At 54.2% G+C, this 25,820-nt stretch carries 23 protein-coding genes, 1 tRNA gene and 1 other RNA gene; 4 read left to right on the top strand and 21 right to left on the bottom strand.

What is annotated here, in order from left to right:
- Positions 1–3: 3 nt before the first annotated feature.
- Complete coding sequence (locus IK083_01120; protein ID MBR4748159.1) at positions 4–2,469, bottom strand: alpha-mannosidase; 2,466 nt, start codon at positions 2,467–2,469, stop codon at positions 4–6.
- Between the two features lie 266 nt (positions 2,470–2,735).
- Between IK083_01120 and IK083_01115 the strand changes: the two genes are divergently transcribed.
- Genes IK083_01115 through IK083_01105 form a run of 3 tightly spaced genes read left to right on the top strand, consistent with a single transcriptional unit; the run spans position 2,736 to position 6,846 of the window.
- Entirely contained in the window at positions 2,736–4,142 is a 1,407-nt protein-coding gene (locus IK083_01115) for a hypothetical protein (GenBank protein MBR4748158.1), read from the top strand.
- Positions 4,143–5,555 carry a hypothetical protein gene (locus IK083_01110; GenBank protein MBR4748157.1) on the top strand — a complete coding sequence of 471 codons (1,413 nt, stop codon included), beginning with the start codon at positions 4,143–4,145 and terminating at the stop codon, positions 5,553–5,555.
- Between the two features lie 7 nt (positions 5,556–5,562).
- Positions 5,563–6,846, top strand: coding sequence for an alpha-L-fucosidase (locus IK083_01105; GenBank protein ID MBR4748156.1), 1,284 nt, complete (start codon positions 5,563–5,565; stop codon positions 6,844–6,846).
- Positions 6,847–6,889: 43 nt separating this feature from the next.
- Here the strand turns inward: IK083_01105 and IK083_01100 are convergent, their stop codons facing one another.
- The 18 genes from IK083_01100 to IK083_01015 form a co-directional block, all read right to left on the bottom strand.
- A complete protein-coding gene (locus tag IK083_01100) occupies positions 6,890–9,085 on the bottom strand; it encodes a UvrD-helicase domain-containing protein (protein MBR4748155.1) in 2,196 nt (731 codons plus the stop codon).
- Positions 9,086–9,108: 23 nt separating this feature from the next.
- Positions 9,109–9,181 (bottom strand) — tRNA-Arg (locus tag IK083_01095).
- Positions 9,182–9,222: 41 nt separating this feature from the next.
- On the bottom strand, positions 9,223–9,849 hold the full coding sequence (locus IK083_01090; protein MBR4748154.1) for a DUF47 family protein: 627 nt from the start codon (positions 9,847–9,849) through the stop codon (positions 9,223–9,225).
- Between the two features lie 8 nt (positions 9,850–9,857).
- Positions 9,858–10,937, bottom strand: a complete 1,080-nt coding sequence (locus IK083_01085) for an inorganic phosphate transporter (protein ID MBR4748153.1) — start codon at positions 10,935–10,937, stop codon at positions 9,858–9,860.
- Between the two features lie 59 nt (positions 10,938–10,996).
- The gene (locus IK083_01080; GenBank protein MBR4748152.1) at positions 10,997–11,758 is read right to left on the bottom strand and encodes a TatD family hydrolase; all 762 of its coding nucleotides are present in this window, start codon (positions 11,756–11,758) and stop codon (positions 10,997–10,999) included.
- A gap of 2 nt (positions 11,759–11,760) precedes the next feature.
- Positions 11,761–12,477 carry an alpha/beta hydrolase gene (locus IK083_01075; protein MBR4748151.1) on the bottom strand — a complete coding sequence of 239 codons (717 nt, stop codon included), beginning with the start codon at positions 12,475–12,477 and terminating at the stop codon, positions 11,761–11,763.
- A gap of 2 nt (positions 12,478–12,479) precedes the next feature.
- On the bottom strand, positions 12,480–13,727 hold the full coding sequence (gene hflX / locus IK083_01070; GenBank protein MBR4748150.1) for a GTPase HflX: 1,248 nt from the start codon (positions 13,725–13,727) through the stop codon (positions 12,480–12,482).
- A gap of 24 nt (positions 13,728–13,751) precedes the next feature.
- An RNA gene (gene ffs, locus IK083_01065) (signal recognition particle sRNA small type) lies at positions 13,752–13,849 on the bottom strand.
- Between the two features lie 36 nt (positions 13,850–13,885).
- Entirely contained in the window at positions 13,886–15,490 is a 1,605-nt protein-coding gene (locus IK083_01060) for a hypothetical protein (protein MBR4748149.1), read from the bottom strand.
- 6 nt (positions 15,491–15,496) lie between these two features.
- Positions 15,497–16,369, bottom strand: a complete 873-nt coding sequence (locus tag IK083_01055; protein MBR4748148.1) for an ABC transporter permease subunit — start codon at positions 16,367–16,369, stop codon at positions 15,497–15,499.
- Positions 16,370–17,290 carry an ABC transporter ATP-binding protein gene (locus IK083_01050; GenBank protein MBR4748147.1) on the bottom strand — a complete coding sequence of 307 codons (921 nt, stop codon included), beginning with the start codon at positions 17,288–17,290 and terminating at the stop codon, positions 16,370–16,372.
- Between the two features lie 121 nt (positions 17,291–17,411).
- Positions 17,412–17,972 (bottom strand): GTP cyclohydrolase I FolE, encoded by a 561-nt coding sequence (gene folE, locus IK083_01045; GenBank protein ID MBR4748146.1) that lies wholly within the window; start codon positions 17,970–17,972, stop codon positions 17,412–17,414.
- A complete protein-coding gene (locus tag IK083_01040) occupies positions 17,965–18,315 on the bottom strand; it encodes a dihydroneopterin aldolase (protein MBR4748145.1) in 351 nt (116 codons plus the stop codon). The genes folE and IK083_01040 overlap by 8 nt, the downstream gene beginning before the upstream one ends.
- Positions 18,316–18,317: 2 nt before the next feature.
- Positions 18,318–18,956 (bottom strand): SDR family oxidoreductase, encoded by a 639-nt coding sequence (locus IK083_01035; protein MBR4748144.1) that lies wholly within the window; start codon positions 18,954–18,956, stop codon positions 18,318–18,320.
- On the bottom strand, positions 18,953–19,432 hold the full coding sequence (locus IK083_01030; protein ID MBR4748143.1) for a hypothetical protein: 480 nt from the start codon (positions 19,430–19,432) through the stop codon (positions 18,953–18,955). Before IK083_01030 ends, IK083_01035 begins: the two co-directional genes overlap by 4 nt.
- Positions 19,422–20,234 carry a rod shape-determining protein MreC gene (mreC, locus tag IK083_01025; protein MBR4748142.1) on the bottom strand — a complete coding sequence of 271 codons (813 nt, stop codon included), beginning with the start codon at positions 20,232–20,234 and terminating at the stop codon, positions 19,422–19,424. Before mreC ends, IK083_01030 begins: the two co-directional genes overlap by 11 nt.
- Positions 20,234–21,298 (bottom strand): rod shape-determining protein, encoded by a 1,065-nt coding sequence (locus IK083_01020; protein MBR4748141.1) that lies wholly within the window; start codon positions 21,296–21,298, stop codon positions 20,234–20,236. The genes mreC and IK083_01020 overlap by 1 nt, the downstream gene beginning before the upstream one ends.
- 3 nt (positions 21,299–21,301) lie before the next feature.
- Positions 21,302–21,715: a secondary thiamine-phosphate synthase enzyme YjbQ gene (locus IK083_01015; protein ID MBR4748140.1), complete on the bottom strand. Its 414-nt coding sequence runs from the start codon at positions 21,713–21,715 to the stop codon at positions 21,302–21,304.
- Between the two features lie 150 nt (positions 21,716–21,865).
- On the opposite strand from IK083_01015, the gene IK083_01010 reads away from it, so the two are divergent.
- On the top strand, positions 21,866–24,361 hold the full coding sequence (locus tag IK083_01010; GenBank protein ID MBR4748139.1) for a hypothetical protein: 2,496 nt from the start codon (positions 21,866–21,868) through the stop codon (positions 24,359–24,361).
- A gap of 41 nt (positions 24,362–24,402) precedes the next feature.
- Here IK083_01010 and IK083_01005 read toward each other — a convergent pair whose 3' ends face one another.
- Positions 24,403–25,524 (bottom strand): hypothetical protein, encoded by a 1,122-nt coding sequence (locus IK083_01005; protein MBR4748138.1) that lies wholly within the window; start codon positions 25,522–25,524, stop codon positions 24,403–24,405.
- 40 nt (positions 25,525–25,564) lie between these two features.
- Positions 25,565–25,820, bottom strand: a 256-nt coding sequence (locus IK083_01000; protein MBR4748137.1) for a DUF4139 domain-containing protein, incomplete at its 5' end; no start/stop codon positions are given.

The following is a 25,820-nucleotide window of genomic DNA, read 5'->3' as shown; positions in this document are numbered from 1 at the left end:
TATCTATTCTTCTATCATGTTTGTCTCTCTCAGTGAGCCTTTTTCAGCTACAAAGGTCCTGACCTCAAAAGGCTCGAATTTGAGAGTCTCGCCGAGACCGAAGCACTCCATGGTGAGCCGGCAGGAGACCGGGTTTTCACAGGGATTACAGAGCCTGACCACGATCCCCTCCCCTTTGTCGGCCTTTTTGGCGCAGGAGAGCACCACGGGACTGTCGGACAGAGTCATGAATCCGGCAGGCTTTTCCCCTTCGCCCGAAGGGAAGAAGGACAAAGCAAAGGGCTTTTCGGACACAAAGGCGGCTTCTCTGTCTATCAGCTCCATGCGCTCGGATGCATCGCCGGCGTTGAGCCAGAAGCGGAAATTCCGCTCTCCCTGATCGATCTTGTGGGTAAAGCGGTCCTGAGGAGAGATAGGCCTGTCCTTTATGGGATGCCCGGTATAGCTGGCAGAGCGCAGCAGAGTGATCCTGATGCCGTCCTCGTCCGTATAATCAGAGCCGTAGGTGCTGTCGTTGATGAGAGTGACAGCGTCGCCCCGGGAAGACAGGGCTGCCGTCCATCTCTGAGCCACCGTTTCGCGTCCGTCTTTTTTCAGGTCGTATTTTCCGAAGGCAGTCTGACCCACGTATCTGTCGGTATCCAAGGTGGGGATACTGAGCTTCAGACACTTGTTCTTCTCATTCCAATAGACCCGCAGATGCACCTCTGTCTGGGTGCCCTTTTTGGGCAGATAATAGGTCATGCATATAGCCGAGTCGCCGTATTCCAGGCAAGCCTCCACCACAGTCCGCACGTCCCCGTCCTCCACGGTCCTGACAGCAGGCAGGACGCCTTTCCGGACGCCCGAAAACAGGGTGGACCTGTTGTCGCTCATAAGGGTAAATCTGCCTATGAGGTCTCTGAAAGACTCCACGGTCATGCCCCAGGGATCGTCGTTGTCGTCCATGACCAGGGGCTCAAAGGCGTTGCGCCGCAGGTATTCCCTGCCGTTTATCCTGTAGGAATCCATCAGTCCGGTGCGGGTGTTTATCTCCGCGTGCAGGGCGCCGTTGTCAAAGACTATCATACCGTTGTCATACACAGGCACGACTTCCTTTTTGGGCTCCAGCACGGGCTTGCAGTCATATCGGGTGACGGAAAAAGGCTCCAGCTCCGCCTCAAAGGCCACGTTCTTCCGCCAGTCCAGATTGATGTTGCCCGCTTCCCTGATATTCTGACAGGGCACGGGCCGTCCGTCCTTGTACACGTGGATAGCTGTGAACTCCCCGTCAGTCCAGTTCTGGTCTGCCAGCATCATCTCGCAGGTGATCTGACAGTTGAGCTTGACGGGATGGGGATTGTAGACCAGTACGGGAATATCGCCGTCGGCAGCTTTTTTCTCCCCTGCGGAAAGGACGAAGAAGGCCCTGGCCTTCAGACGGGACAGGATCTCCAGTGCGTGATCGGCCAGTCTGAGGCACATTTCCTCCACCGCCTGTATGGACGACCCGGGCAGCGAGTCGTGGAATTCCAGAAAACACAGATCCTCCTGCACCTGCAGCAGGTCGGCAGCGGGATAATCCATAAGTCCGGCGGCATAGGCTGCGCTGAGCATCTTTTCGGTGGAATACAGCTGATTTTCCAGCTCTCTGTGCTTTTGCTTGATCCTGATGATACTGGTATAGCAGCCTACGGCAAACTGATTCATATCCCTGCTCCACTCGGGGACCTGCAGGTCTCCGGTAGCCTCAAAGAATTCCTCGAACCAGGAGTGCCGGGCGTCGCACTCACCGGCAGCGATGAACTCGTTAATGGCCCTGATGTCCTGTCTGGACGGGCCTCCGCCATGGTCCCCTACCCCCCAGAGAACTACTATATGGTCGTCTGCCTCATAGAGAGAAACTTCAGCCCTGATCTTGTCAACGGCGTGGCCGAGACCCGAGCCATAGCTTGTCGCCTTTCTCACTCTGATCCGGGAGCCGTCAAAGCCGATCCAGTCAAAATCCGCCTCCGAATCCTTTTTGCCCAGCTGGGATGAAGAGGGACGGGTGCATACGTAGCTGTCGTAACCGCTCTTTTTCAGTATCTGGACCAGACCTCTGGTGTGCCCGAAGGGATCGAAATTGAGAGCTGTGGTGGGACGGGCTCCGAATTTGTCGTCAAAATATCTGCGTCCCAGCAGTATCTGACGCACAAATGACTCCCCGCAGGGCATGTTGCAGTCCGGCTGCAGATACCAGCCGCCGATGATCTTCCATCGGCCCTGTTTGACCAGATCCTGTATCCTGCGGAACAAATGGGGCTCATATTCCTCTACCCATTTATACAATACTGCTTCGTTGTGGCAAAAAATAAAGTTGTCAAATTCGTCGCACAGATCGGCAGCGGTCCTGAAGGTGGAAATGGTGGCAGCCACTCCCTCCTCCCATTCCCATTGCCATACGGGATCTATGTGGGCGTTGGCGATAAGATATACCTTTTTCTTCATGTCGGTTCCTTGCGTGATCCAAAATATGACCGGCCTCCGGGGCCTTGTCTATACACATTATAACAGACCCGGCCAAAAGAATCTACCCGCAGAGGGGCAAAGCCTGCCGGGATACCTGACAAAGAGTAAATTATCGCGGGAAATACATTATTTCTGCCCGTATATGGCGACGACGGGGGCTCTGTATGCTATAATGAAATAGAGCTAACTATCGGCCGGCGCCCTGCCGGCATTCATTCTGTAAACCGAGGTGAGAATTGAAAGCTATGTTATTGATGCTGACCCTGACCCTTTTGCTGCTTTCCGCAGCCGCCTTTGCCGGACCTGCCAGGATATTTACAGCCAGCGACTACGCCAGGCTCGATTCGGACGTGGTCAAGGGCGGAGGCACGGATGACACCGCTGCTTTGCAGGCCCTGCTGGACAAGGCCTCCGACGGCACCCCCGTCAAGCTCATCATGGACGGAGCGGCGCTCATTACAGGTCTGACCGTATGGCCCAACACCACCATAGAGTGCGTGAATCAGAGCTGCGGCTTCTTTTTGAAGGACGGCTGCAACTGCGCCATCATCCGCAACAGGCACGCCGACTTCTACGCCGACCCTGAGGCGAGAGACAAAAACATCAGCCTCATAGGCGGCACCTGGAACCACAATGCCAAAGGGCAAAAGCATGACGTGCCCTGCCCCGAAGACGAAGTAGGCATATACAAGGTCAGAGATGAGGATTATATGCCCACCAAATGGGTCATGGCCTTCGAGCTCTACGGAGTGGAAAATCTGCTGATGAAGGATATGACCATCATGAATCAGCGCACCTTCACCGCTCTCATAGCGAATTTCAAATTCGTCAACGTGGAAAACGTCAACATAGTCCTCAATGACTACATATTCGGCAACAATCAGGACGGCTTTCATTTCTTCGGGCCCGGACAGTTTTTGAATATACGCAATATATCCGGCACCGCGGGAGACGATTTTATCGCCGTGGCTCCCGATGAGAGGGACCGGGTCTCCTCCATCACAGACGTCATGATAGACGGCGTCCACCTGAACGATTCGGATCAGGGGATACGGCTGCTGTGCAGAGAGGAAGGCACTCTCGAACGGGTCCTGATCAAGAACGTCACCGGAACCTACAGGAGCTTTGGCTTCTATATCAACCCCTGGTTCGAGTCCAAAAAGGGCGGGTGCTACAGGGATATAGTCATAGACACCGTGGCTCTCGAATGCACCAAAGACCGCTATCCCGGGTCCAGGTTCCTGTTCAGCCTGGGTGGCAATATAGAGAGCATGATCCTGAAAAACATACACTACAAGGGCGACAATCCCCACCACCTGCTGGAGGTCAGATCGGGATTCGTGGGTCCCTCGGCTACCCGGATCAACAATCTCACCATGGAAAACGTGTATATCCAGGATGACCCCAACGTGCAGGACTATATCGCCTTTATGGGAGACCCGGTCCCCGTCCGAAATCTGCTGCTGAAAAATATAGTGGTCAACAAAGAGGTCTCCGGAGGCAGCTTTATCACTGCTGAAAAGGGAGCCGACATAGAGCGCCTCATCATCAACGGCTTTTACTCCCGGGGTCTCACCGACATATACGGTCCCAATATCAGGGGCAACGTCAAAAAGCTGGTGGAAAACAATATCAATATCGAGGACAAATAAATGAGACTGTGCATTGCCATACTGATACTCTTCATCCTGTCACTGCCCCTTTGCGCCAGGAACAGCGTATATTATGCCAGCAAATACGCCCGTCTCGATTCGGACGTGGTGAAGGGCGGAGGCACGGATGACACCGCTGCCCTGCAGGCTCTGCTGGATATGGCCTCCGACGGCGCTCCCCTGAAGCTGGTCATGGACGGAGCCGCTCTGGTCACCGGCCTGACCGTATGGCCCAATACCACCATCGAGTGCGTGAACCCGGCCTGCGGCTTCTTTTTGAAGGACGACAGCAACTGCGCCATCATCCGCAACAAGCACGCATCCTTCAATTCGAGCCCGGAAGCGAGAGACAAAAACATCAGCCTCATAGGCGGCACCTGGAATCACAACGCCAAGGGGCAAAAGCACGACGTGCCCTGCCCCGAAGACGAGCTGAGCATATACAAGCAGAACGACTCGGACTATATCCCCTCAAAATGGGTCATGGCCTTCGAGCTCTACGGTGTGGAAAACCTGCTGATGAAGGATATGACCATCAGGAATCAGCGCACCTTTACCGCCCTCATTGCCAACTATGAATTCGTCAACGTGGAGAACATCAACATCATTCTCGACGACTACATGCACGCCAACAATCAGGATGGCTTTCATTTCTTCGGACCGGGCCGCTTTTTGAATATCACCAATATGACCGGCACCTCCGGCGACGACTTCATAGCCATAGCTCCTGACGAAAGAGACGGAGTGTCCTCCATCACCGACGTCATGATAGACGGAGTACATCTGAACAACGCCGATCAGGGCATCAGATTGCTGTGTCAGGGTAAAGGAGAGCTGGACAGAGTGCTCATCAAAAACGTGACCGGCACCTTCAAGGGCTTCGGCTTCATCATCAATCCCTGGTTCGAGGGCACCGGCGGCAATTACAGGAACATCGTCATAGACACGGTGGATCTGCACTGCACCTCCATCGAATACGACTATATGAAGCCTTTTCTCTTCAAGCTGGGAGGCAACATAGACGATCTGGTCCTCCGCAACATCCACTATCACGGAGACGAGCCTCACTATATAGTGACCACAGGCGGACACTACATGAGGTCTCTGCCGTCTGACGCCAACAATCCCACCCACATCAAAATGCTGACCATAGAAGACCTGTACGTATATGACGACAGGAAGACCCACACCTATTTTGATATCGCGGACACCATTGACCATCTGGTGATACGCAATTTCCAGGTGGCAGGCTCCATGCCCGGCAACGCCCTGTTCAGAATGAACGACAACGCCTCTGTGGAAAATATGTTCATAGACGGACTGACAGTCATAGGCCAAAACAAGACCTTTTATCCCGGGTCACAGCAAAAAGTCAAGCATCTCTTTACGAGCAATATCATCAAAACAGAATAAGGAGCACATTATGTACGACGTAAAGCCTACCAAGGGCAATACAAAATGGTTTACTCATGACCGCTTCGGCATGTTTATCCATTGGGGACTCTACGCCCTGCCCGCAAGACACGAATGGGTCAAGCAGATCGAAAAGATGACCAACGAGCAGTACGAAAAGTACTTCAAGCATTTCGATCCCGATCTCTACGACCCCGAGCTGTGGGCAGACCTGGCCTGGAATGCAGGCATGAGGTATTTTGTCATCACCACCAAGCATCACGAGGGCTTTTGCCTCTGGGACAGCGATCTGACGGATTATAAGTGTACCAACACTCCCTACGGCAAGGATATACTTAAGATGATGGTGGACGCCTACAAGGGCCGGGGCCTGAAGACGGGCTTTTATCATTCCCTCATAGACTGGCACCATTCCGATTATATCATCGATGACGTGCACGCCCTGAGAGACCATCCCGACAGAGCAAAGCTCAATGAAAACAGGGATATGTCCAGATACAGGGAATACCTCCACGGACAGGTCAGAGAGCTGCTCACCCGCTTTGGCAAGATAGACATCATGTGGTTCGATTTCAGCTATCCCTCCCATGACGGATTTATAGGCAAGGGACGCGACGACTGGCAAAGCGAAAAGCTCCTTGAGATGATCCGGGAGCTGATGCCCGAGGTGATCCTGGATGACAGACTGGATCTGCCCGGCTCCGGAGACATCGTCACCCCCGAGCAGTATCAGCCCTTTGAGTGGATCACGGTGGACGGCCAAAAGGTGGTGTGGGAAGCCTGCCAGACCTTCTCCGGCTCCTGGGGATACCACAGAGACGAAAGCAGCTGGAAGTCAGTGAGACAGCTGATCTCCATGCTCATCGACACCGTGGGCAAGGGCGGCAACCTGCTGCTGAACGTAGGACCCACCGGCCGCGGCGAATTTGATTACAGAGCTGTGGAGAGGCTGCAGGGCATAGGCAAATGGATGCACTCCAACAGCCGCTCCATATACGGATGTACTCAGACTCCCTTTGACATCAAGGTGTCCGACGGGGCTCTGACCACCTACAACCCGGAGAAAAACAGACTCTACGTCCACCTGGTGAATTATCCCTTCATGGGTTATTTCTCCATAGAAGGACTGGATGAAAAGAAGGTGGAATACGCTCAGTTCCTCCACGACGCATCTGAGGTGGGTATAGGCTCCCTGCCCGCCGGAGGCGCCCATCTGGACAAGCGCGTATTCAGGATACCTATACTGAAGCCCAACACTGAGATCCCCGTAGTGGAGATATTCCTCAAATAAACCGCAGGCGGCTGTGATAACATGATCACAGCCGCCTTATTGTCTATATTTTGTCCATGTGGACCGCATGGGTAAGTATTTTCTTGATGCCGACCTTGTTGTCGTCAAATACCACCGTCGCTACCTCACGCTCGCCTTCACCCTGACAATTGATAACGAGCCCTTTGCCGAACCGTGGGTGCATCACCTTGCAGCCGGCCCGAAAGCTCTTTTGTTTTTTTACCGGCAGGTCTCTGCCCGAGATCTTGTCCTTCACTTCCGAGAGGGATGGCTTTTTGTGGTCGGTCCCGCCTCCTTCGATTCCAAAGAACCGGTCGGGGATATCCTCCAAAAAGGAAGACTTGTCCCGCCGCCTTGCTTCGCCGTTGTTGATGCGGAATTCGGCCCGGGACAGAGTGAGCTCCTTTTGGGCTCTGGTCATTGCCACATACATGAGCCTCCTCTCTTCGCTGAGCTGGGAAGAATCGTTGAGGCTGCGCTCATGGGGGAATATCCCCTCTTCGAGGCCTATGATATACACGTAGGGGAATTCCAGCCCTTTGGCTGAGTGCACGGTCATGAGAGATATGGCATCGGCGCCGTCATCGTAGGAATCGATGTCTGCAGACAGGCTGATCTGCTCCAGAAAGCCGGTGAGATCCGGATCCTCATAATCTCTGGTGTATTCATCCGCAAAGCTGATGAACTCACGGATGTTGTCCTTTTTTGAGCCTGCCTCGGGCTTTCTGTAGGCATCGTCGGGCTCTTCCAGATCCAGAGCGGCCTTCATGCCTGACTCTTCATAGACGGTCCGGACCAGCTGGCTCACGGGACAGGATGAGGCTTCTCTGATAAACTTGTCTATGAGAAGAGCAAACCGGGTGATAGTGGTCTTTTGCCTCTCCCTGAAGAGGTCCGAGTCTGCCAGATATTTGAAGCTCTCATACACCGACACTCCCTTTGATTCTGCCAGGCTCCTCAGCTGGTCAACTGTCTTGTCGCCTATACTGCGCGCAGGCTTGTTGATGATCCTGAGCAGGCTGACGTCATCGTAGGGATTGTTGATGGCCTTCAGATAGGCCAGGATATCCTTTATCTCTTCTCTCTCGTAAAAACGGGTGCTGCCGACAATGGTGTATCTCATGCCGTTTTTTCGCAGCTGATGCTCCAGAGCCCTGCTCATGTGATTGGCCCTGTAGAGGATGGCATAGTCGCCGTAGGAAGCGTTGTTGCGCCTCATGCTGTCGCATATGGCGTTGCACACCTGCACCGCCTCGTTTTCACCGTCGGAAGCCTCTATGAGCATAAGATGCTGCCCGTCTTCATTGGCAGTCCAGATCTGCTTGTCATTCCTGTCCGAGAGCCGCCGGATCACCGCATCCGCTGCCTTGACTATGTTGCCCGAGGATCTGTAATTCTGCTCCAGCTTGTATATCCTGCAATTGGGGTGATCCTCCTCAAAGCGGAGGATGATGCTCACGTCGGCGCCCCGCCAGCCGTATATGGACTGGTCGTCGTCCCCCACGCAAAACAGATTGTTCCACTTGCCGGCCAGCAGAGACACCAGCCTGTATTGGGAATAGTTGATGTCCTGATACTCGTCCACGTGGATGTATCTGAATTTGTTCTGATAATGCTCCCTGACCTCCGGATGGTTTTCCAGGAGCCTGACAGCCTGAAATATCAGGTCGTCAAAATCAAAGGCGTTGTTTTTGCGCAGGGCTTTGGTGTATTCTCCGTAGATCCTGCTGATCTGAGCCGCATCCTTGCCCCCCAGACGGGATATATAATCCTCGGACAGGACCATCTGCTCCTTGGCTCTGGATATCCGGGGCAGCACGTATTTCGGCACGTATTTTTTTTGGTCATAGCCCAGGCGTTCCACGATGTCCTTGATGAGCTTGGCCTGATCATAATCGTCGTATATGGAGAAGCGCCTGTCGATATTTTCGTATTGACCGTATTCCCTCAGTATGCGCACGCATATGGAATGAAAGGTGCCGGCCCATATATGTCCGGCAGTTTCCCCCAGATAAGTGACAAGACGGCCGAGGATCTCTCCTGCGGCCTTTTTGGTGAACGTGACAGCCAGTATGTTGTAGGGCTTGGCTTTCTCCTTGCTGACAATATAAGCGATACGGGTAGTCAGGACACGGGTCTTGCCGGAACCGGCGCCCGCAAGCACCAGCACCGGGCCCTCGGTGTCAGTGACGGCCTCGTATTGCCTCTCGTTCAGCTTGTCAAAAGATATGTCGTTCACACGCTTACCTCACACAAAAAAAGTGACCGATGAGGGAATCGAACCCCCGACGCTCTCCTTAGGACGGAGACGCTCTATCCCCTGAGCTAATCGGCCACTACTATGATTATATCACTTTAACGGCGAAAATGCAATCCTTATATATGTTTGGTGGCGACAGTCTCCACGCTCGCCGCCAGATCCTCGCACAGATCTATGCAGGCTTCCAAAGAGTTGTAGATCTTGTCCCACTTGATGACCTCGATGGGATCGCTCTCTTCCTTGAAGAGGCGGGAGACAGCAGCCTTGTGTATGCCGTCGGCCACGTTTTCCAGACGGTTCACCTCTATCCAGCAGGCCCTCATAGGCTCTATATCCCTGATATTCACCATAAGGCGCACCAGATCACGGCATTTTTCGCAGCAATTCACCAATACCTCGGTGATGCTCACGGCTTCGATCCTGATGTTTTCCACGTTGTAGAGCACCAGAGAGGCAGCTGTCTCGTCTATGAGGTCTGTGATATCGTCCGCCTTGGTGGAGATATCCAGCACGTCTTCCCTGTCTATGGGGGTGATAAAGGTGGTATTCAGACGATCGATGACCCCGTGTCCCAGCTCGTCGCCCTTGTTTTCCAGATCCTTGATGGCTCGTATCCTGGTCTCCTGATCCGAGAAGTTGCGCAGGACGTCCAACAGCAGCGAGCTTGCCTTGAATGCTATGTCCATCTGCTGATAGAACATCTCATAAAACGTGTCGTCCTTGGGTATCAAACTAAAAGCCATATTTCCTCCTAAAATACGATTGGCCAGACTATCACAAAGGCCAGCGCTCCCACTATGGCGGCAGCGGGGATGGTGACTACCCATGCCCATACGATCCTGCCTGCCACGCCCCATCTGACTGCCGAAAACCTCCGGACGGAGCCTACGCCCACGATGGCGCCCGTAATGACGTGTGTGGTGCTGACTGGAATGCCCAGATGCGAAGCAGTCAGGATGCTGATAGCGCCGCTGACCTCGGCGCAAAAGCCGTTGACGGGCTTCAGCTTGGTGATATTCAGCCCCATGGTCTTCACTATTTTCCAGCCGCCGCTGAGGGTGCCTGCGGCGATACAGCCGAAGCAGCCGAACATGATCAGGTCATACCATATATTGTCCGGACCCACGTCTGCGGGCAGCTTGCCGGCAGATATGAGCAAAAACAATATGATGCCCATAGTCTTCTGGGCGTCATTGGAGCCGTGGGAAAAGCTGTATGCGCCGGAGGATAAAAGCTGGATCTTTCTGAAGAGCTTGTCCACCGTAAAGGGCCCCTGCCTTCTGAGTATCCACATCATGAAGATCATCAGAAAATAGCCCAAAAACATACCGGCGCAGGGAGCGATGACTATAAACGCGCATATCTGGGCTATCTTCAGCCAATATATGACGCCGTGTATCGTGTGGAGAATGATCATGCAGCCCGTAAGCACGGAGCCGATAAATCCGCCTATCAGGGCGTGAGAGGAACTGGAGGGAAGCCCCATGAGCCAGGTGACTATATTCCATATTATGGCGCCCAGCAGAGCGCAGAGCACTATGGAAGCAAAAAACACCTCGGAGCTGCCGCCGCGGCCTGCTGCCGTGAGCAGCCTGCCTATCTCGTCATTGTTGACGATACCTTTTGCAAAGGTGCCGGATACGGCGTGATTGCCCCAGAAGGCTGCGGCAAAGTTCAGAGCAGCGGCATATACCACCGCCACGCCCGGAGATAATACCCGGGTGGCTATGACCGTGGATACTGCATTGGCCGCATCGTGAAAACCGTTGACATAATCAAAGGCCAGCGCTACCGCGACGATGATGATAACGTAGATAAAAAAAGGGTCCATATATACTCCGATCTTGAGTCTCTGCCTTTCTTATTATATCACAACACCCGGGCCGAATGCTATCCGCGAAGGCCAAACAGTCTGCGGGCATTGTCGTCTGTGAGAGCCTCCAGGTCAGCGGGCTCCATATTCAGAAGCCCGGCCATTTTCTCGAGTACGTGACACACCATCCAAGGCTCATTGCGCCGCCCTCGCAGAGGCGCGGGTGCCATATAAGGGCAGTCTGTCTCCAGGAGCAGCCTGTCCGCCGGCACGTATCTGATGACGCTCCTCAGGTCCTCAGAGCTCTTAAAGGTCACGGGGCCGGCTGCGCCTATATAGAGCCCCATATCAAGCAAGTCGCTCATTTGCTCCATGGTCCCGGAGAAGCAATGCAGCACGCCTCTCACTCCGGGATATTCTCTCAATGCTCCGATGGTGTCCTCCATGGCGCAGCGGGAGTGGATGGATACGGGCAGGTCCAGCTCCAGAGAGAGCTTCAGCTGCTCCCTGAAGCAGACGAGCTGAGACTCCCTGAACTCCAGATCGTAGTAGTAATCCAGACCTATCTCCCCAACGGCCACTATCCTGCCTTTGGCAGAGAGCTCTCTGATATCCTCTGCAGCCTCGGGGCTCCAGCTCTCCGAGTCGTGAGGATGGACCCCCGCCGCAGCATACACGGAGGGATAGGCGGCGGCCATATCCGCCGCTTGACGGCCGGAGGGTATATCCCAGCCGCATACGAGGATACTGCCTACGCCTTTTTCGGCAGCTCTTGCGATAGTGTCTGCCAGATCCCCTGCAAAGCGTTCGTCATTGAGATGCGCGTGTGTGTCTGTCATGATTATAAAGGAGAAATATTGCTGTGGATAAAATCCTCCACCAGCATGTTGTAGCGATCCGGCTGCTCCTCATTGGGAAGTTTGTCCGCTCCTTCTATGACCTCCATAGTGATCCCCTCGCCGGCGGCGGCAAGGGCGGCGGAGAGCCGGTGGACCTCTTCGCTCTCTTTTTCACCGTTTATGATGAGAAGAGGCATCATAAGAGATGACATCTCCGTAAGCAGGTATTGCTCGTTTTTCAGCAGCGAATAGAGCCTGTACAAGAAGTAAGACCGGTCCTTTTTCCCCAGCAGACCGTCAATAGTCCTGAGAAAGGAGTTTTTGGGACTTTGGTATTCGGGCAGGTAGTACCTGATGGTGTCTGTGACGGAGCCCATGCAGCACACAGAAGAAACGATGACGCCGTTGGTCATACCCGGATGCCTCAGAGCGTAGGCGCAGGCCAGATAGCCCCCTACTCCGCACCCGGCAACAAACACCTGCCGGAGCTCCTTGAACAGGGTAAACTCGTCTATGATCGCGATGAGATCGTGGAGGGTGGCAGCTCCTGCATCAATGCCCGAAAAATCCAGCCTGAGCACCCTGAAGGAGCCCGACAATTCCGACACCTGATGGTGCCATACCCGGGGACGGGCATCGGGGCCGGGAAGAAACAGCACAGCCGGTCCCTTGCCTTCGTCTGTATAATACACTTTGTTCTTCTTCAAGGTACATACCATAGTTACACCTGATAATCCTGAAATACAGTGGCCACCGACCTGGGCAGCCGGGCCTCCGCATAAGTCCCGTAATCCAGATGCTCTTCTCTGGACACAAGACCCTTGCTGTGGAGCAGCGACAGCATCTTGCCGCATTCGTAGGGTATGAGCACGCGGACCGGCACAAACAGTGCGTTGATGGTGTCTGTGATCCGAAGATACAGCTCATCCAGCCCGTAGCCGGTCTCTGCGGATATGACTACAGAATCCGGAGTACGGTCCCGCAGCCTGAGGACGAAGTCCTTATCCTGCACCAGATCCCACTTGTTGAACACTGTGATCACAGGCTTGTCCCCTGCTCCCATGTCGGCAAGTATATCCCGGACTGATTGGATATGATGGGAAAAGGCTCTGTCGGAGGCGTCAGCCACGTGGATCAGAAAATCACAGTCCAGAGCTTCGCTGATGGTAGCCCTGAAGGCTGCTATGACACTGTATGGGAGCCGGGAAATAAATCCCACCGTATCGGTGATGAGAAAATCCGAGCCGCCGGGAACAGAAGCCCTTCTGCAGGTGTTGTCCAGAGTGGAAAACAGCATTTGGTCTGTGAGGACAAGAGAGCCGGACAGCAGATTGATCAGAGTGGACTTGCCGGCGCTGGTGTAGCCCACCAGACAGGCTGACGGGATGTGAAGCCCCTTCCGCTGCTGGGATGAGACCGAACGCTTGTCGGAGATATCGGCTATCTTCTTTTTCAGGGCCCCTATCCTCTGCCTGATACGCCGTCTGTCAGTCTCCAGCTTGGTCTCACCGGGACCTCTGGCGGCGACGCCGGCTCCGCCGCTGATCCGGGACATCTCTACGCCCTTGCCGGTGAGTCTGGGCAGCAGATACTGCAGCTGAGCCAGCTCCACCTGCAGCTTGCCCTCATTGGAATGAGCGCGCAAGGCAAATATATCCAGTATCAGCTGGGTCCTGTCCACCACTCTGGTGTCCGTGACGTTTTCCAGATAGCGTATCTGATTGGGAGAGAGATCCTCGGAAAAAATGACCAGATCGGCGCCCAGCTCTGCGCATAACCACTTGAGAGACTCCGCATTGCCCGAGCCCATGTATGACTCGGGATCGGGATTCCTGCGCTTGAAATGGTACTCGTCCAGCACTGTGACCCCCGCGCTTTCGCAGAGGAGACGCATCTCCAGTGAGTTGTGCTCGGAGTCGTAATCCGTAGCCAGATCGCTGACAGCCAGCACGGCGTTATTTATAACCATATATCAAAATAGTTTGTGGCTAATATCTGACGGAGCTTCCTATCGCATGCGTTTTTTGCTTATCGCTGCTCCATCTCTGTCCTGACGAGGTTCGCAAATCAGACCACCGTAGGATTCCGTCAGATATTAGCCACAAACTCTAATACTCTTCTATTTTATCAGAATATATCGCTCTTGTCAAGGTCGTATTCTATGACGACCGCGTTTTTGTCTCCCACAAAATTACGCTTCAAATTGCTGCCGGTCAGAGCTTCGCCGTTCCAGCCTATCCTGTCCTGAACGAATTCGGGGCAGCAGCTGCCGCGGGGCACGAACCAAAAGACCAGCTTGTACTTCTGGGCTGCAAAGGGATAAAAAGCCTTGTCTTCCTTGCGTGAAAAGTCCACCGTCTCGGAGAACTTGCCGTTCTTGACGTAGAGGCTGTCCCACATAAGGGTCTCATTGGGATTTCTTTCCCAGGAGCCTTCGGCCAGATTGTCCACGTAGTATTCGTCGGACAATCTCCAGAACACGCGGCAGGTATCTCTCCACTGTTCGCCCTTTGCAGAGGCGTCGGCATAAAATTTGGTAAAGCACTCGGAGGAGAGCCCCTTGTATTCAGCTACCGGAATCATATTGATGGTACCGCTGAAATTGAGAACACCGGGCTTCACCTTTTTGTAAGTGGCCGTAAAGCCGGCATCCACGGGCTTGGACGCATCACCGAAGGGAGCTCCCGATGCCAGTCTGGCATTGTAGTCCTTCTCGGCGCCTTCCACTGCCCAGGCGGCATGGTCGGTCTTTTTGGCCAGCTCGATGCCTTTTTTGTAGGCAGTCATATCACCGTAACGCCAGGCCTTGCGCAGATACATCAGAGAGAGGTTCTTGTTGATGACCATCAGCTCTCTCTCGGTACCGGCTGACCAGTCCATAGAGGTGTCCTTGTTTTTCAGGAGGGTCTCCGAGCGGGCATAGGCTACCTGCCATTCTCTGATAGCGCTGTCTATATCGCCGCACTGCTCATAAGCGTGGGCCAGCATTCTTTCGACGAACTCAGGCCGGGGGATCCTTTTACCGGTGTTGGAGTCGTATCCGTCATGCTGGGTGGCCATCTTCATGTATTTGGCAGCATTCTCATAATCCTCCAGCTTTTTCTGGTAGTGCACCCAGCCAAGCTCGAAATACAGGTCCCACCTGTCGGGGTTCTTGGCGATGCCTTCCTTGAGAAGCTGAACGGACAGAGCTATGTTTCTCTTGTCCGACTTTTCGGAGGAGTCGGTGAAGTTGTAGTCCATATGCCAGGCGCCCGTGTTGAACACGTCGATATTATGAGGGTCGAGCCATGTGACCAGTCTCACCAGCGGGATGATCTGCTCATAATTGCCGCTGTGGAAAAACTCGTCTGCTCTCACCCACAGAGCGCCGGAGATCACGTCCTTGAAGCCGGAAAACATAGCGAACATGAACTGACCGGGCATCTGCAGCAGGAGACTGTTCATCTCTTCCTGACGCTTGGTGTTGTCGATGATCTTCTGTTCCAGCTCGGACTTCTTGTCTGTCAGGGCTTTGATCTTGTCTGTGTCATCTGCGGCTGTCTTCAGCTGTTCTTCGATCATCTTGATCTCTTCTCTGGCGTTCTTGATATCCACCGCAAGAGACAGATCGATGCTGTTGCCGCCCATCATGCCGTATAAGGGGCGGACCTTGTGTGCAATGACAGCGCTGAGAACCAGACACAGTATCACTCCTGCTACGAGAAGTTTTTTGCTATTATCTGATTTCATGGGTCATTACACTTCCTTGTTGTAAAACACGATGATCGCTATCAGAGTAGCCATCAGGGAATAAAACAGCGAATAGATGAGCAGATATCCGATATAACCCCAGGTCACGGGATTGGCGTTGGGGTGCAGCAGCGTGTTCGTCACGTTGTAAAGATCAAAGTTGGGTATGATCATATAAAACACGTTGTACAGGAACTTGATCACGGGCGACAGGTCGGTGGCAGTGTTCTTCAGGGTCTCTATGATGGTGATGAGAGAGCCGACTATATACACGCCGATACCCAGGAAAAAGTTGACGGTAGGAGTCACTATCACCGAAAACATGATGATCACGCTGGAGAGCAGCGCCGACTGAAGATAGGCCAGGATCACGCCGTACACCATGTTGATGTCAAATATCTGAATATGCGCTCCCGCAGCAGCATCCTTGAGTCCGGCCGCCACAGCGGTGCTGGAGGCGGCGTTGCTGCCGGAAAGCAGCATGGCCTTGCAGGTGACGATCAATACGAATATGACGCCCATGAGACCCACGGCGGCGGCAAGAGTGAGCCAGCAGCCTATCATCTTGCCCAGGATGAATTCCCACCTGTTGACAGGCTTGGACAGGATGGTATATATAGTCTTGCGCTCCACTTCTCTGGGTATCATATACACGCCGGTCATAACGCATATGAGGATGCCGGCAAGGGTGATCATTCCCAGACCGAAGTTCTTGATAAAGGACAGGTCGCCGGTAGCGCTTTGAGTGGTAAACGTCAGAGTATTTGCAAAAGCAAAGGACATGATGATCAGCGCCAGAGCCACGATCAGGAATATCTGCAGGGTCTTTTGACGCATGGCATCACCAAAGGTGGTTTTTGCTATTATCCAGGAAATCATTTATTTACCTCCCCGTACTATTTCAACGAACAAATCTTCGAGGGACTGCTTCTGAGGGACCACGGATACCAGACTGGCATTGTTCTTCTGCACGAGATCTATGACGGTATACACGTCCTTGTATTCCTTCACGTAAGCGTGAGTCCTGTGACCGTCTTCGGACAGGTGGTCGCACAGAGGACGGACTGCATTCCTGAGCTCGTCGTTGCCGTTGTCAAAGGATACCACGGTGATACCGGCCTGCAGCAGCTCTTCCATGGCGCCGCAGGTCACCACGTGTCCCTTGTTGATGATGGCCACCTTGTCGCACACTCTCTCCACATCGGACAGCTGATGGGAAGACATGAACACGGTCTTGCCGGCCTTCTTCATGTCCAGAATGATGTCCTGGATGTCCTTGTGAGCTATGGGGTCCAGTCCGGAGGTGGGCTCATCCAAAAAGAGCAGCTCGGGGTCGTTGAGAAGAGTCTGCGCTATACCTACTCTCTGGAGCATACCCTTGGAATACTCTTTCAGAGTCCTTTTTGCGTCGTCCTTGCTGAGTCCGACTCTGTCTATCAGCTCCGGGATCTTCTTCTTTCTGTCTGCAGCGGGTATCTTGAAAAGCTGAGCATAAAAATCCAGGATCTCATAAGCCGACATATGCTCGTAAAAATACGGGTTTTCAGGGAGATAGGAAATACGCGCCTTGATCTCCACGTCGCCCAGCTTCCTGCCCAGGAGAGTGATCTCTCCCGAAGTGGGGTGCAGAAGCCCCAGCAGAGTCTTGATGGTAGTAGTCTTGCCGGCTCCGTTGGGGCCGATATAACCGAAGATCTCGCCCTGCTCTACTTCAAAGCTGATATTCTCCACCGCATTCTTGTTATCTCTTCTGTCTTCATATTTTTTGCAGAAGTCTTTTACGCTGATGGCAAGTGCCACATCAACACCTCCTGAATAATAAATCACGTTTACGGTATCCGAGAGATACAGTAATATTATAACATATTTTTAATAATAAATCATCGACCGATATACATAATGTAAGACGGCAGACGACTTATCATTTGTTTCGGATGAGTGAAAGAAATTCGTTTCTGGTGGACTGGTTCTTCCTGAAAATACCCAGCATGCAGGAGGTGGTCATTTGCGAATTCTGCTTTTCCACCCCTCTCATCATCATGCACAGATGCTGAGCCTCAATGACCACTCCCACCCCCATAGCGTCTATGGAGCTGAGTATCTCCTCTGCGATCTGACGTGTGAGATTTTCCTGTATCTGGAGACGTCGGGCATAGAGGTCCACTATGCGGGCTATCTTGCTCACCCCCAGCACTTTGCCCTTGGATATATAGCCTACGTGACACTTGCCGAAAAACGGCAGCATATGGTGCTCGCACATGCTGTAGATCTCTATATCCCGGACCACGATCATGTTGTCGTTTTCCTGAGAAAATCTGGCGCTGTTGATAATGGCCTCGGGGTCCTTGTCGTAGCCCTGAAACAGGAATTCATAGCTTTTGGCCACTCTTTCCGGCGTAGCCAAAAGTCCCTCCCTGGAGGGGTCCTCTCCTATTTCTACGAGTATCTGCCGAACCAGCTCGGCTATCCTTTCTCTATTCATAATTGCCTCTCGTGATCTCTATTCTGGCATCTGCGCCTTCCATGGCCCCGGGCTTACTGACCCATATCCTGACTCCGCAGGCTCCCTCATCCAGAGCTATCCGGGCTATCCCCTCGGCAAGGCTTTCCAGGAGCATGAAGGAAGAAGCGCCCATATATTGCCTGATGCGGACGCACAGACCAAAATAGTCTATGGTATCCCGTATGTCGTCGGAGGCGGCAGCCCGGGACAGATCGGCGCACAGAGACAGGCTCGCCACCACGGTCCTGGGCCGGGCGCGCTCTTCGGGGAATACTCCTATAATACAATCGGCGGTAATACCGGTGAGATGTATCTTGTCCATATTCAGCCTCTTATATGTCTGCCTCCGTCAACGAAAACTATCTGCCCGGTAGTATATTCCGCCTCTGCAAGATACAGGATAGCCCGGGCAATATCCTCATAGGTCCCGGGTCTTTGCAGGGGAAGAGCCCTGCCGCTGCCCGTCTCCGTAAGTCCGGGAGCCACGGCGTTTACCCTGTGCAAGGGAGCGTACGCCCGGGCCAGCTCCACCGTCAGGTCCCGGAGAAGGGATTTGGACATATGGTATTCAAAATGCTCCGGGTCCGAGCCAGTGATCCGGGTGTCCAGCACGTTGACCGCGCAGGAGCCGGGATTCAGAGAGAAGAAGGAGCGACAGAGATCAAAGGGCTGCCAGGCATTGAGAAAGAGCTCTCCGGAAAAAGTCTCCCAGGTGCTGTGGGCAATAGAGCTCGCCTCGTAGGAAGAAAAGCAGTTGACCAGCAAGTCGGCGTCACCTGTCATGTCATGGCACCTGCGGACAAAAGAGTCTGCGCTCATGACTCTGAAATCAGCCGGGATAGACCTGCCGGCGCAGGAGCAGGTATTGTACTGAGAGAGCACCTGCCATCCTTTTTCCTCAAACAGACTGCGCACCACCGGCCCCAGCTTGCCCGAGGCGCCTGTAACTATCACTGTTTTCATGCTTTTACGTACACGGCAGACCTTCCGCCGAAGAGGAACATGAGGCCCCATATGACCAGCGCGGCAGCCGCATTGGCCAGGACCTGCATGCCTGTAAGCACCGCAAGATCGGTAATATCTCTGGGAGCGAACAAATAGAGTATGGCATTGTAGACGCAGGTGATCCATATCACGGACACCAGGACTGTGATGCCGCTGCTGCGGGACAGCAGCCTGGCAGGGTTGGAGGCCAGAAAGCCGGCGGCGCAGCCTGCCACCAGCAGGGCTCCGAAGCCGGTGCCGCTGGCAGTATAGTTCAGCAGTCCTGACAACATACCGAACAGGATGCCGAAGACCGAATCCATCCTGACGCAGATAAAGATAAGCACCACCAGCTGCAGGTCGGGATATACAGATCGCCAGCTGACGCCCAGCAGCCTTTGCAGAAGAAACACTGCCACCAGGCAGACTATATAGCCGAGCCTTTTATCTTTCATGCTCATGCACCGCTATCAGCACGCTCCGGAGCCGGTCCACACGAACGAACGGCCGCACCTTTGCTATCTTGGTATCGGTAGTCTTGTCCGGGGAGACCGAGACCACCTTTCCTATGGGAATGCCGGGAGGGATAAGCCTGCCGTCGCCGCTGGAGGAGCACAAGTCGCCCTTTTTGACGTCAGCGTCGGAGGGGAGATAGTTGAGGTACAGATAGCCGGAATAGCTGCCCTGGACGAGGCCACGGGTCCCGGACCGGTCGATCATCCCGCCCACGGAGCTGCCGCCCTCTGTGATGGAAGACACCACCGACATGTTTTTGCCTGTCTCCACCACCTGTCCTATAAGGCCGGAAGAGTTGAAGACTGCGTCTCCTCTGGACACTCCGTCCTCTGTGCCGGCGTTGACGGTGAAGGTGTGGAACCAGGAGCTGGCGGAATGATACATCACGTCTGCAGACACTGTGTCAAAGGCAGTAAAGCTTTTGATCTCCAGCAGCTCTTCCAGATCGGTCACGCGCTTCTTGTAATACCGGTCGGTGGCTGCGCGGTCCTTCAGTCTGCGGTTCTCCTCTTCAAGTCTCGCCACTTTTTTTGCAAGAGACGCCTTGGAGGAGCAATATAGTCTGAGGCCCTCAAAGGAGCCCCGCACATACTTCTGAGCGGATCTCGCCGGCTGAAACATGACGCCCAAAGCGTTGGATACGGCCGACATACGGCTGCCGTCGGACAGGATAAGAGCTCTGCCCGCTGCAAGAAGCACGATAAATACGACTATATATACCGCCGGAGCTTTTACGTTCATCAGCTCAGTCTGTCTGCTCTGTAGGAAGAGTTGGACAGTACCTTTTTCAAAACCGGCGAGCGGTCCATTTCTTCGATAGCAATAGCGGCGCCCATGACCACGCAATTCAGAGGGTCGTTGGCTATATACACGGGGATGCTCAGCTCCTTGCTGATCAGCTTGTTGAGCCCCTTGATATAAGCTCCGCCACCGGCCATATACAGACCGTTTTCCATGATATCCGCAGCCAGCTCGGGGGGAGTCACCTCCAGAGTGAGCCTGACTGTATCCACTATCTCCCTGAAGTGCTCCATGCAGCATTCTCTTACGGCTTCGCTTCTGACTGTCACCGAGCGGGGCAGGCCGGTGACTATGTCACGGCCTTTAGCCTCATATTTGAGTTCGTTTTCCAGAGGAAAAGCGGAGCAGATGTTCTTTTTGATATCCTCGGCGGTCTTGGCTCCGATGAGAAGCCCCATCTCCTTTTTCATATACTCCAGGATATCGTCGTCCAGCTTGTCGCCTGCAGTGCGCACGGATCTGCTGGCCACCACGCCTCCCAGGGACATGACCGCGGCCTCGCTGGTGCCTCCGCCTATATCAAGTATCATGCTGCCGTTGGCCTCGTCCACGGGCAATCCGGCGCCGAGAGCCGCAGCGTGAGGCTCTTCGATGGTGAAGGCCTCGCTGGCTCCGGCATGGATCGCAGCCTCGCGCACAGCTCTTTCCTCCACCTCGGTCACACCCGAAGGGATACCGATGCACACTGCGGGGAAAAAGCCGCTGGAGGCGCTGACACGGCGGATAAAATACTTGAGCATCTCCAGAGTCTGATCATAATCAGCTATGACACCGCTCTTGAGGGGTCTGTTGGCTATGATGGAGCCCGGGGTCCTGCCGTACATGGTCTTGGCTTCGTTGCCTACTGCCAGGACCTGGCGGGTGTCGGCGTCTATGGCGATAAGGGAAGGCTCATTGAGCAATATCCCCTTGCCCTTGACGTGGACAAGGGTATTGGCGGTCCCCAGATCGACGCCGATATTTCGCGAAAACCTCCCTATGAGCCTGGTCAGATAATTCATCATGATCTATTCACCGATGATCTTCAGAAGGACTCTTTTTCTTCTCTGCCCGTCAAACTCGGCATAAAATACAGTCTGCCAGGGACCGAAGTCCAGCTCGCCGTCGGTAATGGGCAGTATCACCTGATTGTGGGTAAGCAGGTTCTTGAGGTGAGCGTGTCCGTTGACCTCGCCGGTTCTGTGATGCCTGTAATCGGGGCCTTCGGGAGCCAGTCTTTCCAGCATATCCATGGCGTCTGCCAGGATGCCGGGCTCGTTGTCGTTGATCCACACTCCGGCAGTGATATGCATGGCGGACACCAGCATAAAGCCTTCTTTGACTCCGCTTTCGTACAAAAAGTCCTCGCATTCTCCGGTGATATTGACGAGCTCGCGCTTATTTGGGGTATTGAACCAAAGGTATTTGGTGTATGATTTCATGGACATTCTCCGGTATAGTATACAATATTATTATAACATATCGGCCTTGTATCAGGCAATTATCTGCAGGTCAAATCCGGCGGAGAGATTTGATAACCACGGGCAAAAAGTGTACAATAGAAATGACATAAGACCTTCCCGGAGAATCCCATGAAACTGCTTATCTTCTTTTTACAGGCATTATTGCTCTCGGGCCTGGCCTCAGGGTTATTTGCCGTCACAGACAGCGATCTGAAGGAAAAGGTGACCCGGCCCCGATGGCTCTCCATCCCCATGAGCCGGATAGTCCTGAACCCCACAGGCATATCCCACACGGGAGCGCTGGTCCCCCACCTTTCCGAGGGGGCTATGGCCAGCTCTGTCCTCAATGCGGGCTATTTTTACGGAGAGTATCCCGAACGGGTCCCTGACATCTGGAGCTGGAAGCCTGTAGCTGCGGATATAGGGCAGGATGCTGTACTGTCAAAGGACAGCGTGGACCTCACCCGTCTGAAATGGCGGGACACGGGCTCCGCCGGCGTCATAGAGGGCGCAGTCATCCATATCACCCAGCAAAAGGAAAAATACGGCTTTATCGAGAGCGAGCCCATCCAGGCAGATCTCTCCCGGACTCCTCTGGTATTTCTGAACATCGAAGGCGATGACGACGTCCAATGGGGCATCAAGGCCGGCCTGGAGGGGGAGCATGACGTCGATATAAACGCAGGCTGTCACGAAAAAGGCCTCTTTGTATTCGACCTGAGAAAATACTTACCCGACACAGGCGGCAAAAAGATCTATCTGAGGCTCTTCACCATAGGCAAGCCGGGCTGCAAAATAGACGTAAGTGACCTGACCCTCGGCAGCATCGCCCCCGGAGCCGAAGCCTTTGAAAAGACCACCCTGTTCTGGCAGCCCAGCCAGATCACCACGGCCTGTGTGTCCGACACGAGACACACTTCCCTGAGACAGACCACCTGGTTTGCCGACGCGGATACGGTGGTCCAGAGGACCATAGTCACGGCAGCAGGCAGCGATCTGCAGCTGCAGGGAGCCTGGAGCAAGGGCAGCATCATCCCCGGCGAAGGCTATCTGATACTCAGGCACCCCGCATATTCCCTCATTGTGGGCTTCAGCGGAGACGCGCGGCCGGTGCTCTATGACGACCTCACCGATTATCTCTCCGGCAAGCCCTCCTCCGGCGAAGACGGGACCTTCTGGACCGTCAGGTTCGGCGATGTCAGGCAGGGAGACATGATCAATACCTCCGCCCTTTTCGTTCCCGGAGGACAGGTCACAGACGAGCTGATCGACAAAGCCCGCAGCTATTGCCGCACCGACATTCTGAACGCATCACTCGAAAACAGAGTCGAAGAGTGGGACGAGCTGCTCTCCGGAGTCCCCATGCCCCAAAGCTTTGGACTCACACGCATGCCCGAGCTGCCGGAGGACGAAATCAACGGCTTCACGTCGGAGGAACGATACGAGAGGATGTACTACAAGGCCTGGACCTTCCTCATGCAGGACCTACTCCCACCGCAGCCAGAAAACGGATATGACCACGTGCAGTTTGCCTGCGGCAAGCCCTCTCTCTGGTCCGAAGGGCACCCTGCAGCCAGAGCCTCTGCCCAGTGGGAATCGGTGATAGCGGTACAGTTTGCCGCATACGTCATGCCCGATGAAGCCTGGGACTCTCTGGCAGGCATCATATCCCTGGCAGACGAACAGGGCTCCATAGGCGGAGAGGGGCTGCCCTCAAGGCATTGCCAGAGCGCATGGATACTCTACTCTCTCACAGGCGACAAAGAAAAGCTGGCGGAGCTGTATCCCGGCATGAAAAAGATCCTCGAATGGAAGAGCCGGGACCCCAGATGGATATACAAGGACCTGACGGACCCCGCCGAAAAAGACATAGAATTCGTGACTCACGCTCTCACGGACATGGGATATATGATGAAGATATGCAATGCGCTGAAAAACGGGGATACGGCATATTTCACCGACATGCGCTCCCGGCTCTATGAAGACATGGTGAAATGGTTCTGGAAGGAAAGAGGCGGCGACGCTCACAGAGTATACAGATCCGAGCCCATGGGCGCCCACAATACCTGGACTCTGGTGGCCCTGTCTCTGGCCTATGACATACTGGGCGAACCTGAGAAAAAGAGCCTTCTTGCCCTGTTTGACGAAAAGCTGGAACGGACAAGACCTCTGCTGCTGGAAAACTTTTCCAAACACCCTTCGAGACAGCTGCTTATGAGGGGCCTGTATTGGTGCGGCAGGTTTGACGACGCCGTACTTATCGCCGAAAGCACCCTGAGAGACATCACGGAGGCAGGCGAATTTGCCGAGAGCTACAACAACGGCGGCGAGATCAGGCCCGAGGGCGTAGTGCCTTCCATATTCGGCTGCGCCAACGTCATCGACAGCTGTATGTGGCTGAACAACTTATGGCTCAGCGAAGGAAAGCCCATGGCAGTCATCCTCAGGGACGGCGGCGTCTCCAACCTGAACATGAAAAACGGCCCCGTCCATATATGGGTGGAAGGCGACCGGCTGTACGTGTGGGGACAGGAGGACGTCTCCCCCGACTTTGAGACCTCGGAAGAAGGGATCAGATCGAAGACCTGCAAAGAGCATGAGGTAACGGAGATCTTCGCGGAATAGACAAACGAGCGACCCTGACTTGCGTCAGGGCCGCACGTATATCAGAAGACAAGCTCGTGCATCTTGTCCACGTAATACTGCACGTTCTCGTATTTGGCGTCCGGAGCTATCCTGTGGTCCGGACAGGGAATAAAGCCGCCCAGGGCTATAATGGGCTTCAGCCGCTCGATCTCATCGTCTATGGCCTTTCTGTCATAGGCAAATACCCGCTTGTCCATGCCCCCTACGCCCCGGACCCGGGTGCCGCACATCTCCCTGAAGCGGGCGTAGGAGCCGCCCCAGGTCCCCACCTCTATGGGAAACATGACGTTGACGCCGTTGTCCACCCATATGGGGACCAGTTTGTCTATGCAGCCGTCGCAATCCAGATAAATGTTGCGGATGCCATGCTTATGAAACAGGGAGCTCAGTCGGGCGTAATGAGGAGCGCACCACTCTCTGAAAAGCTCCGGGCGGATAAGAGGTCCGTTTTTGAAGCATATATCTTCCCACATGGAGCCCGCGTCAAACTTGTCAGTCACATGCTCCAGAGTGTATTCCACACACCTGTATTGCATGTCGGCAAAGGCGTCGATGATCTCTCTCAGCAGCTCGGGGTCGTCCACCATCATATAGGATATGCCCACTACTCCGATCCAGTCCCGCAGAGTGCCGTATATACTGCCCGCATGGAGACCGAGATGAAAATCTCTGTCCGGGTCCTCCACAATGGCCACAAGAGCCGGATTTGCTCCGTAGCGCTCCATGGAAAACTCTATCCTGTGACGAAAATGCTCTTCGTAGCTGGCCCTGTCCTTCAGCAAATGGTCGATCTCCTTGGGTATGGAGACAGTGTCCGGCTTCTGAAGGACGGTGACTCCGGCGCCGTTCATGACGTGCTGCGAACCGTCGGGGAACTCCTTTACCACACCGGGAGTGAACCAGGGCGCAAGGCCCATATTAAAGAAGCACACGGAATTGCCGAAATCCTGATCCCAGCCCAACTGCTTGTTGACTGTATCGAATATCAGGCTGTAGTCGCCGGTATCCGCTATCTCCCGGGGGATATATCCCTCCCCGGCCCATTTGTCCACGGTCTGCTGCCAGTAGGAAAAATGGACCACCGGCAGCCTGTCGCACCTTTCCATGTTCAATATGGCTTTGATTCTTTGTCTCGTATTCATAGTAAAAAAATGCCGCAGCCGTCAGGCTGCGGCCCTGTGTCTAATTGTATTTGGTCCTGATGGTATAGGTGAGGGTCACTGAAGAGTCGGCCGGGATCTTCACCGGGAAGGTGATGGTCTGGGCGTCGATCTTCTTGTGCTCCACACTGGAGGCAGTCACGGACCAGTCGCCCCACACCCGCTCGTACACGTCCACTGTGACCTCTTCCTCCTTGTGGTTGGAAAGAGTCACTGAATAGCTCTCCAGATAAGTATTGGAGGCGGGCTTCTTGAAGTCCGTCATAGCGTAGGTGCCC

Source organism: Abditibacteriota bacterium, from assembly GCA_017552965.1.
GTDB lineage: Bacteria > Armatimonadota > UBA5829 > UBA5829 > UBA5829 > RGIG7931.
The sequence above is the reverse complement of the archived record's forward strand: the minus strand, read 5'-3'. Positions and strand labels throughout refer to the sequence as shown.

Coding starts and splice junctions, on each gene's coding strand:
- IK083_01010 (MBR4748139.1), top strand. CDS start 21,866: ATGAAACTGCTTATCTTCTTTTTACAGGCATTATTGCTCTCGGGCCTG.
- IK083_01085 (MBR4748153.1), bottom strand. CDS start 10,937: ATGGACCCTTTTTTTATCTACGTTATCATCATCGTCGCGGTAGCGCTG.
- IK083_01115 (MBR4748158.1), top strand. CDS start 2,736: ATGTTATTGATGCTGACCCTGACCCTTTTGCTGCTTTCCGCAGCCGCC.
- IK083_01110 (MBR4748157.1), top strand. CDS start 4,143: ATGAGACTGTGCATTGCCATACTGATACTCTTCATCCTGTCACTGCCC.
- IK083_01015 (MBR4748140.1), bottom strand. CDS start 21,715: ATGAAATCATACACCAAATACCTTTGGTTCAATACCCCAAATAAGCGC.
- mreC (MBR4748142.1), bottom strand. CDS start 20,234: ATGAACGTAAAAGCTCCGGCGGTATATATAGTCGTATTTATCGTGCTT.
- IK083_01090 (MBR4748154.1), bottom strand. CDS start 9,849: ATGGCTTTTAGTTTGATACCCAAGGACGACACGTTTTATGAGATGTTC.
- IK083_01080 (MBR4748152.1), bottom strand. CDS start 11,758: ATGACAGACACACACGCGCATCTCAATGACGAACGCTTTGCAGGGGAT.
- IK083_01035 (MBR4748144.1), bottom strand. CDS start 18,956: ATGAAAACAGTGATAGTTACAGGCGCCTCGGGCAAGCTGGGGCCGGTG.
- IK083_01005 (MBR4748138.1), bottom strand. CDS start 25,524: ATGAATACGAGACAAAGAATCAAAGCCATATTGAACATGGAAAGGTGC.
- folE (MBR4748146.1), bottom strand. CDS start 17,972: ATGAATAGAGAAAGGATAGCCGAGCTGGTTCGGCAGATACTCGTAGAA.
- hflX (MBR4748150.1), bottom strand. CDS start 13,727: ATGGTTATAAATAACGCCGTGCTGGCTGTCAGCGATCTGGCTACGGAT.
- IK083_01030 (MBR4748143.1), bottom strand. CDS start 19,432: ATGAAAGATAAAAGGCTCGGCTATATAGTCTGCCTGGTGGCAGTGTTT.
- IK083_01055 (MBR4748148.1), bottom strand. CDS start 16,369: ATGATTTCCTGGATAATAGCAAAAACCACCTTTGGTGATGCCATGCGT.
- IK083_01040 (MBR4748145.1), bottom strand. CDS start 18,315: ATGGACAAGATACATCTCACCGGTATTACCGCCGATTGTATTATAGGA.
- IK083_01120 (MBR4748159.1), bottom strand. CDS start 2,469: ATGAAGAAAAAGGTATATCTTATCGCCAACGCCCACATAGATCCCGTA.
- IK083_01060 (MBR4748149.1), bottom strand. CDS start 15,490: ATGAAATCAGATAATAGCAAAAAACTTCTCGTAGCAGGAGTGATACTG.
- IK083_01020 (MBR4748141.1), bottom strand. CDS start 21,298: ATGATGAATTATCTGACCAGGCTCATAGGGAGGTTTTCGCGAAATATC.
- IK083_01075 (MBR4748151.1), bottom strand. CDS start 12,477: ATGGTATGTACCTTGAAGAAGAACAAAGTGTATTATACAGACGAAGGC.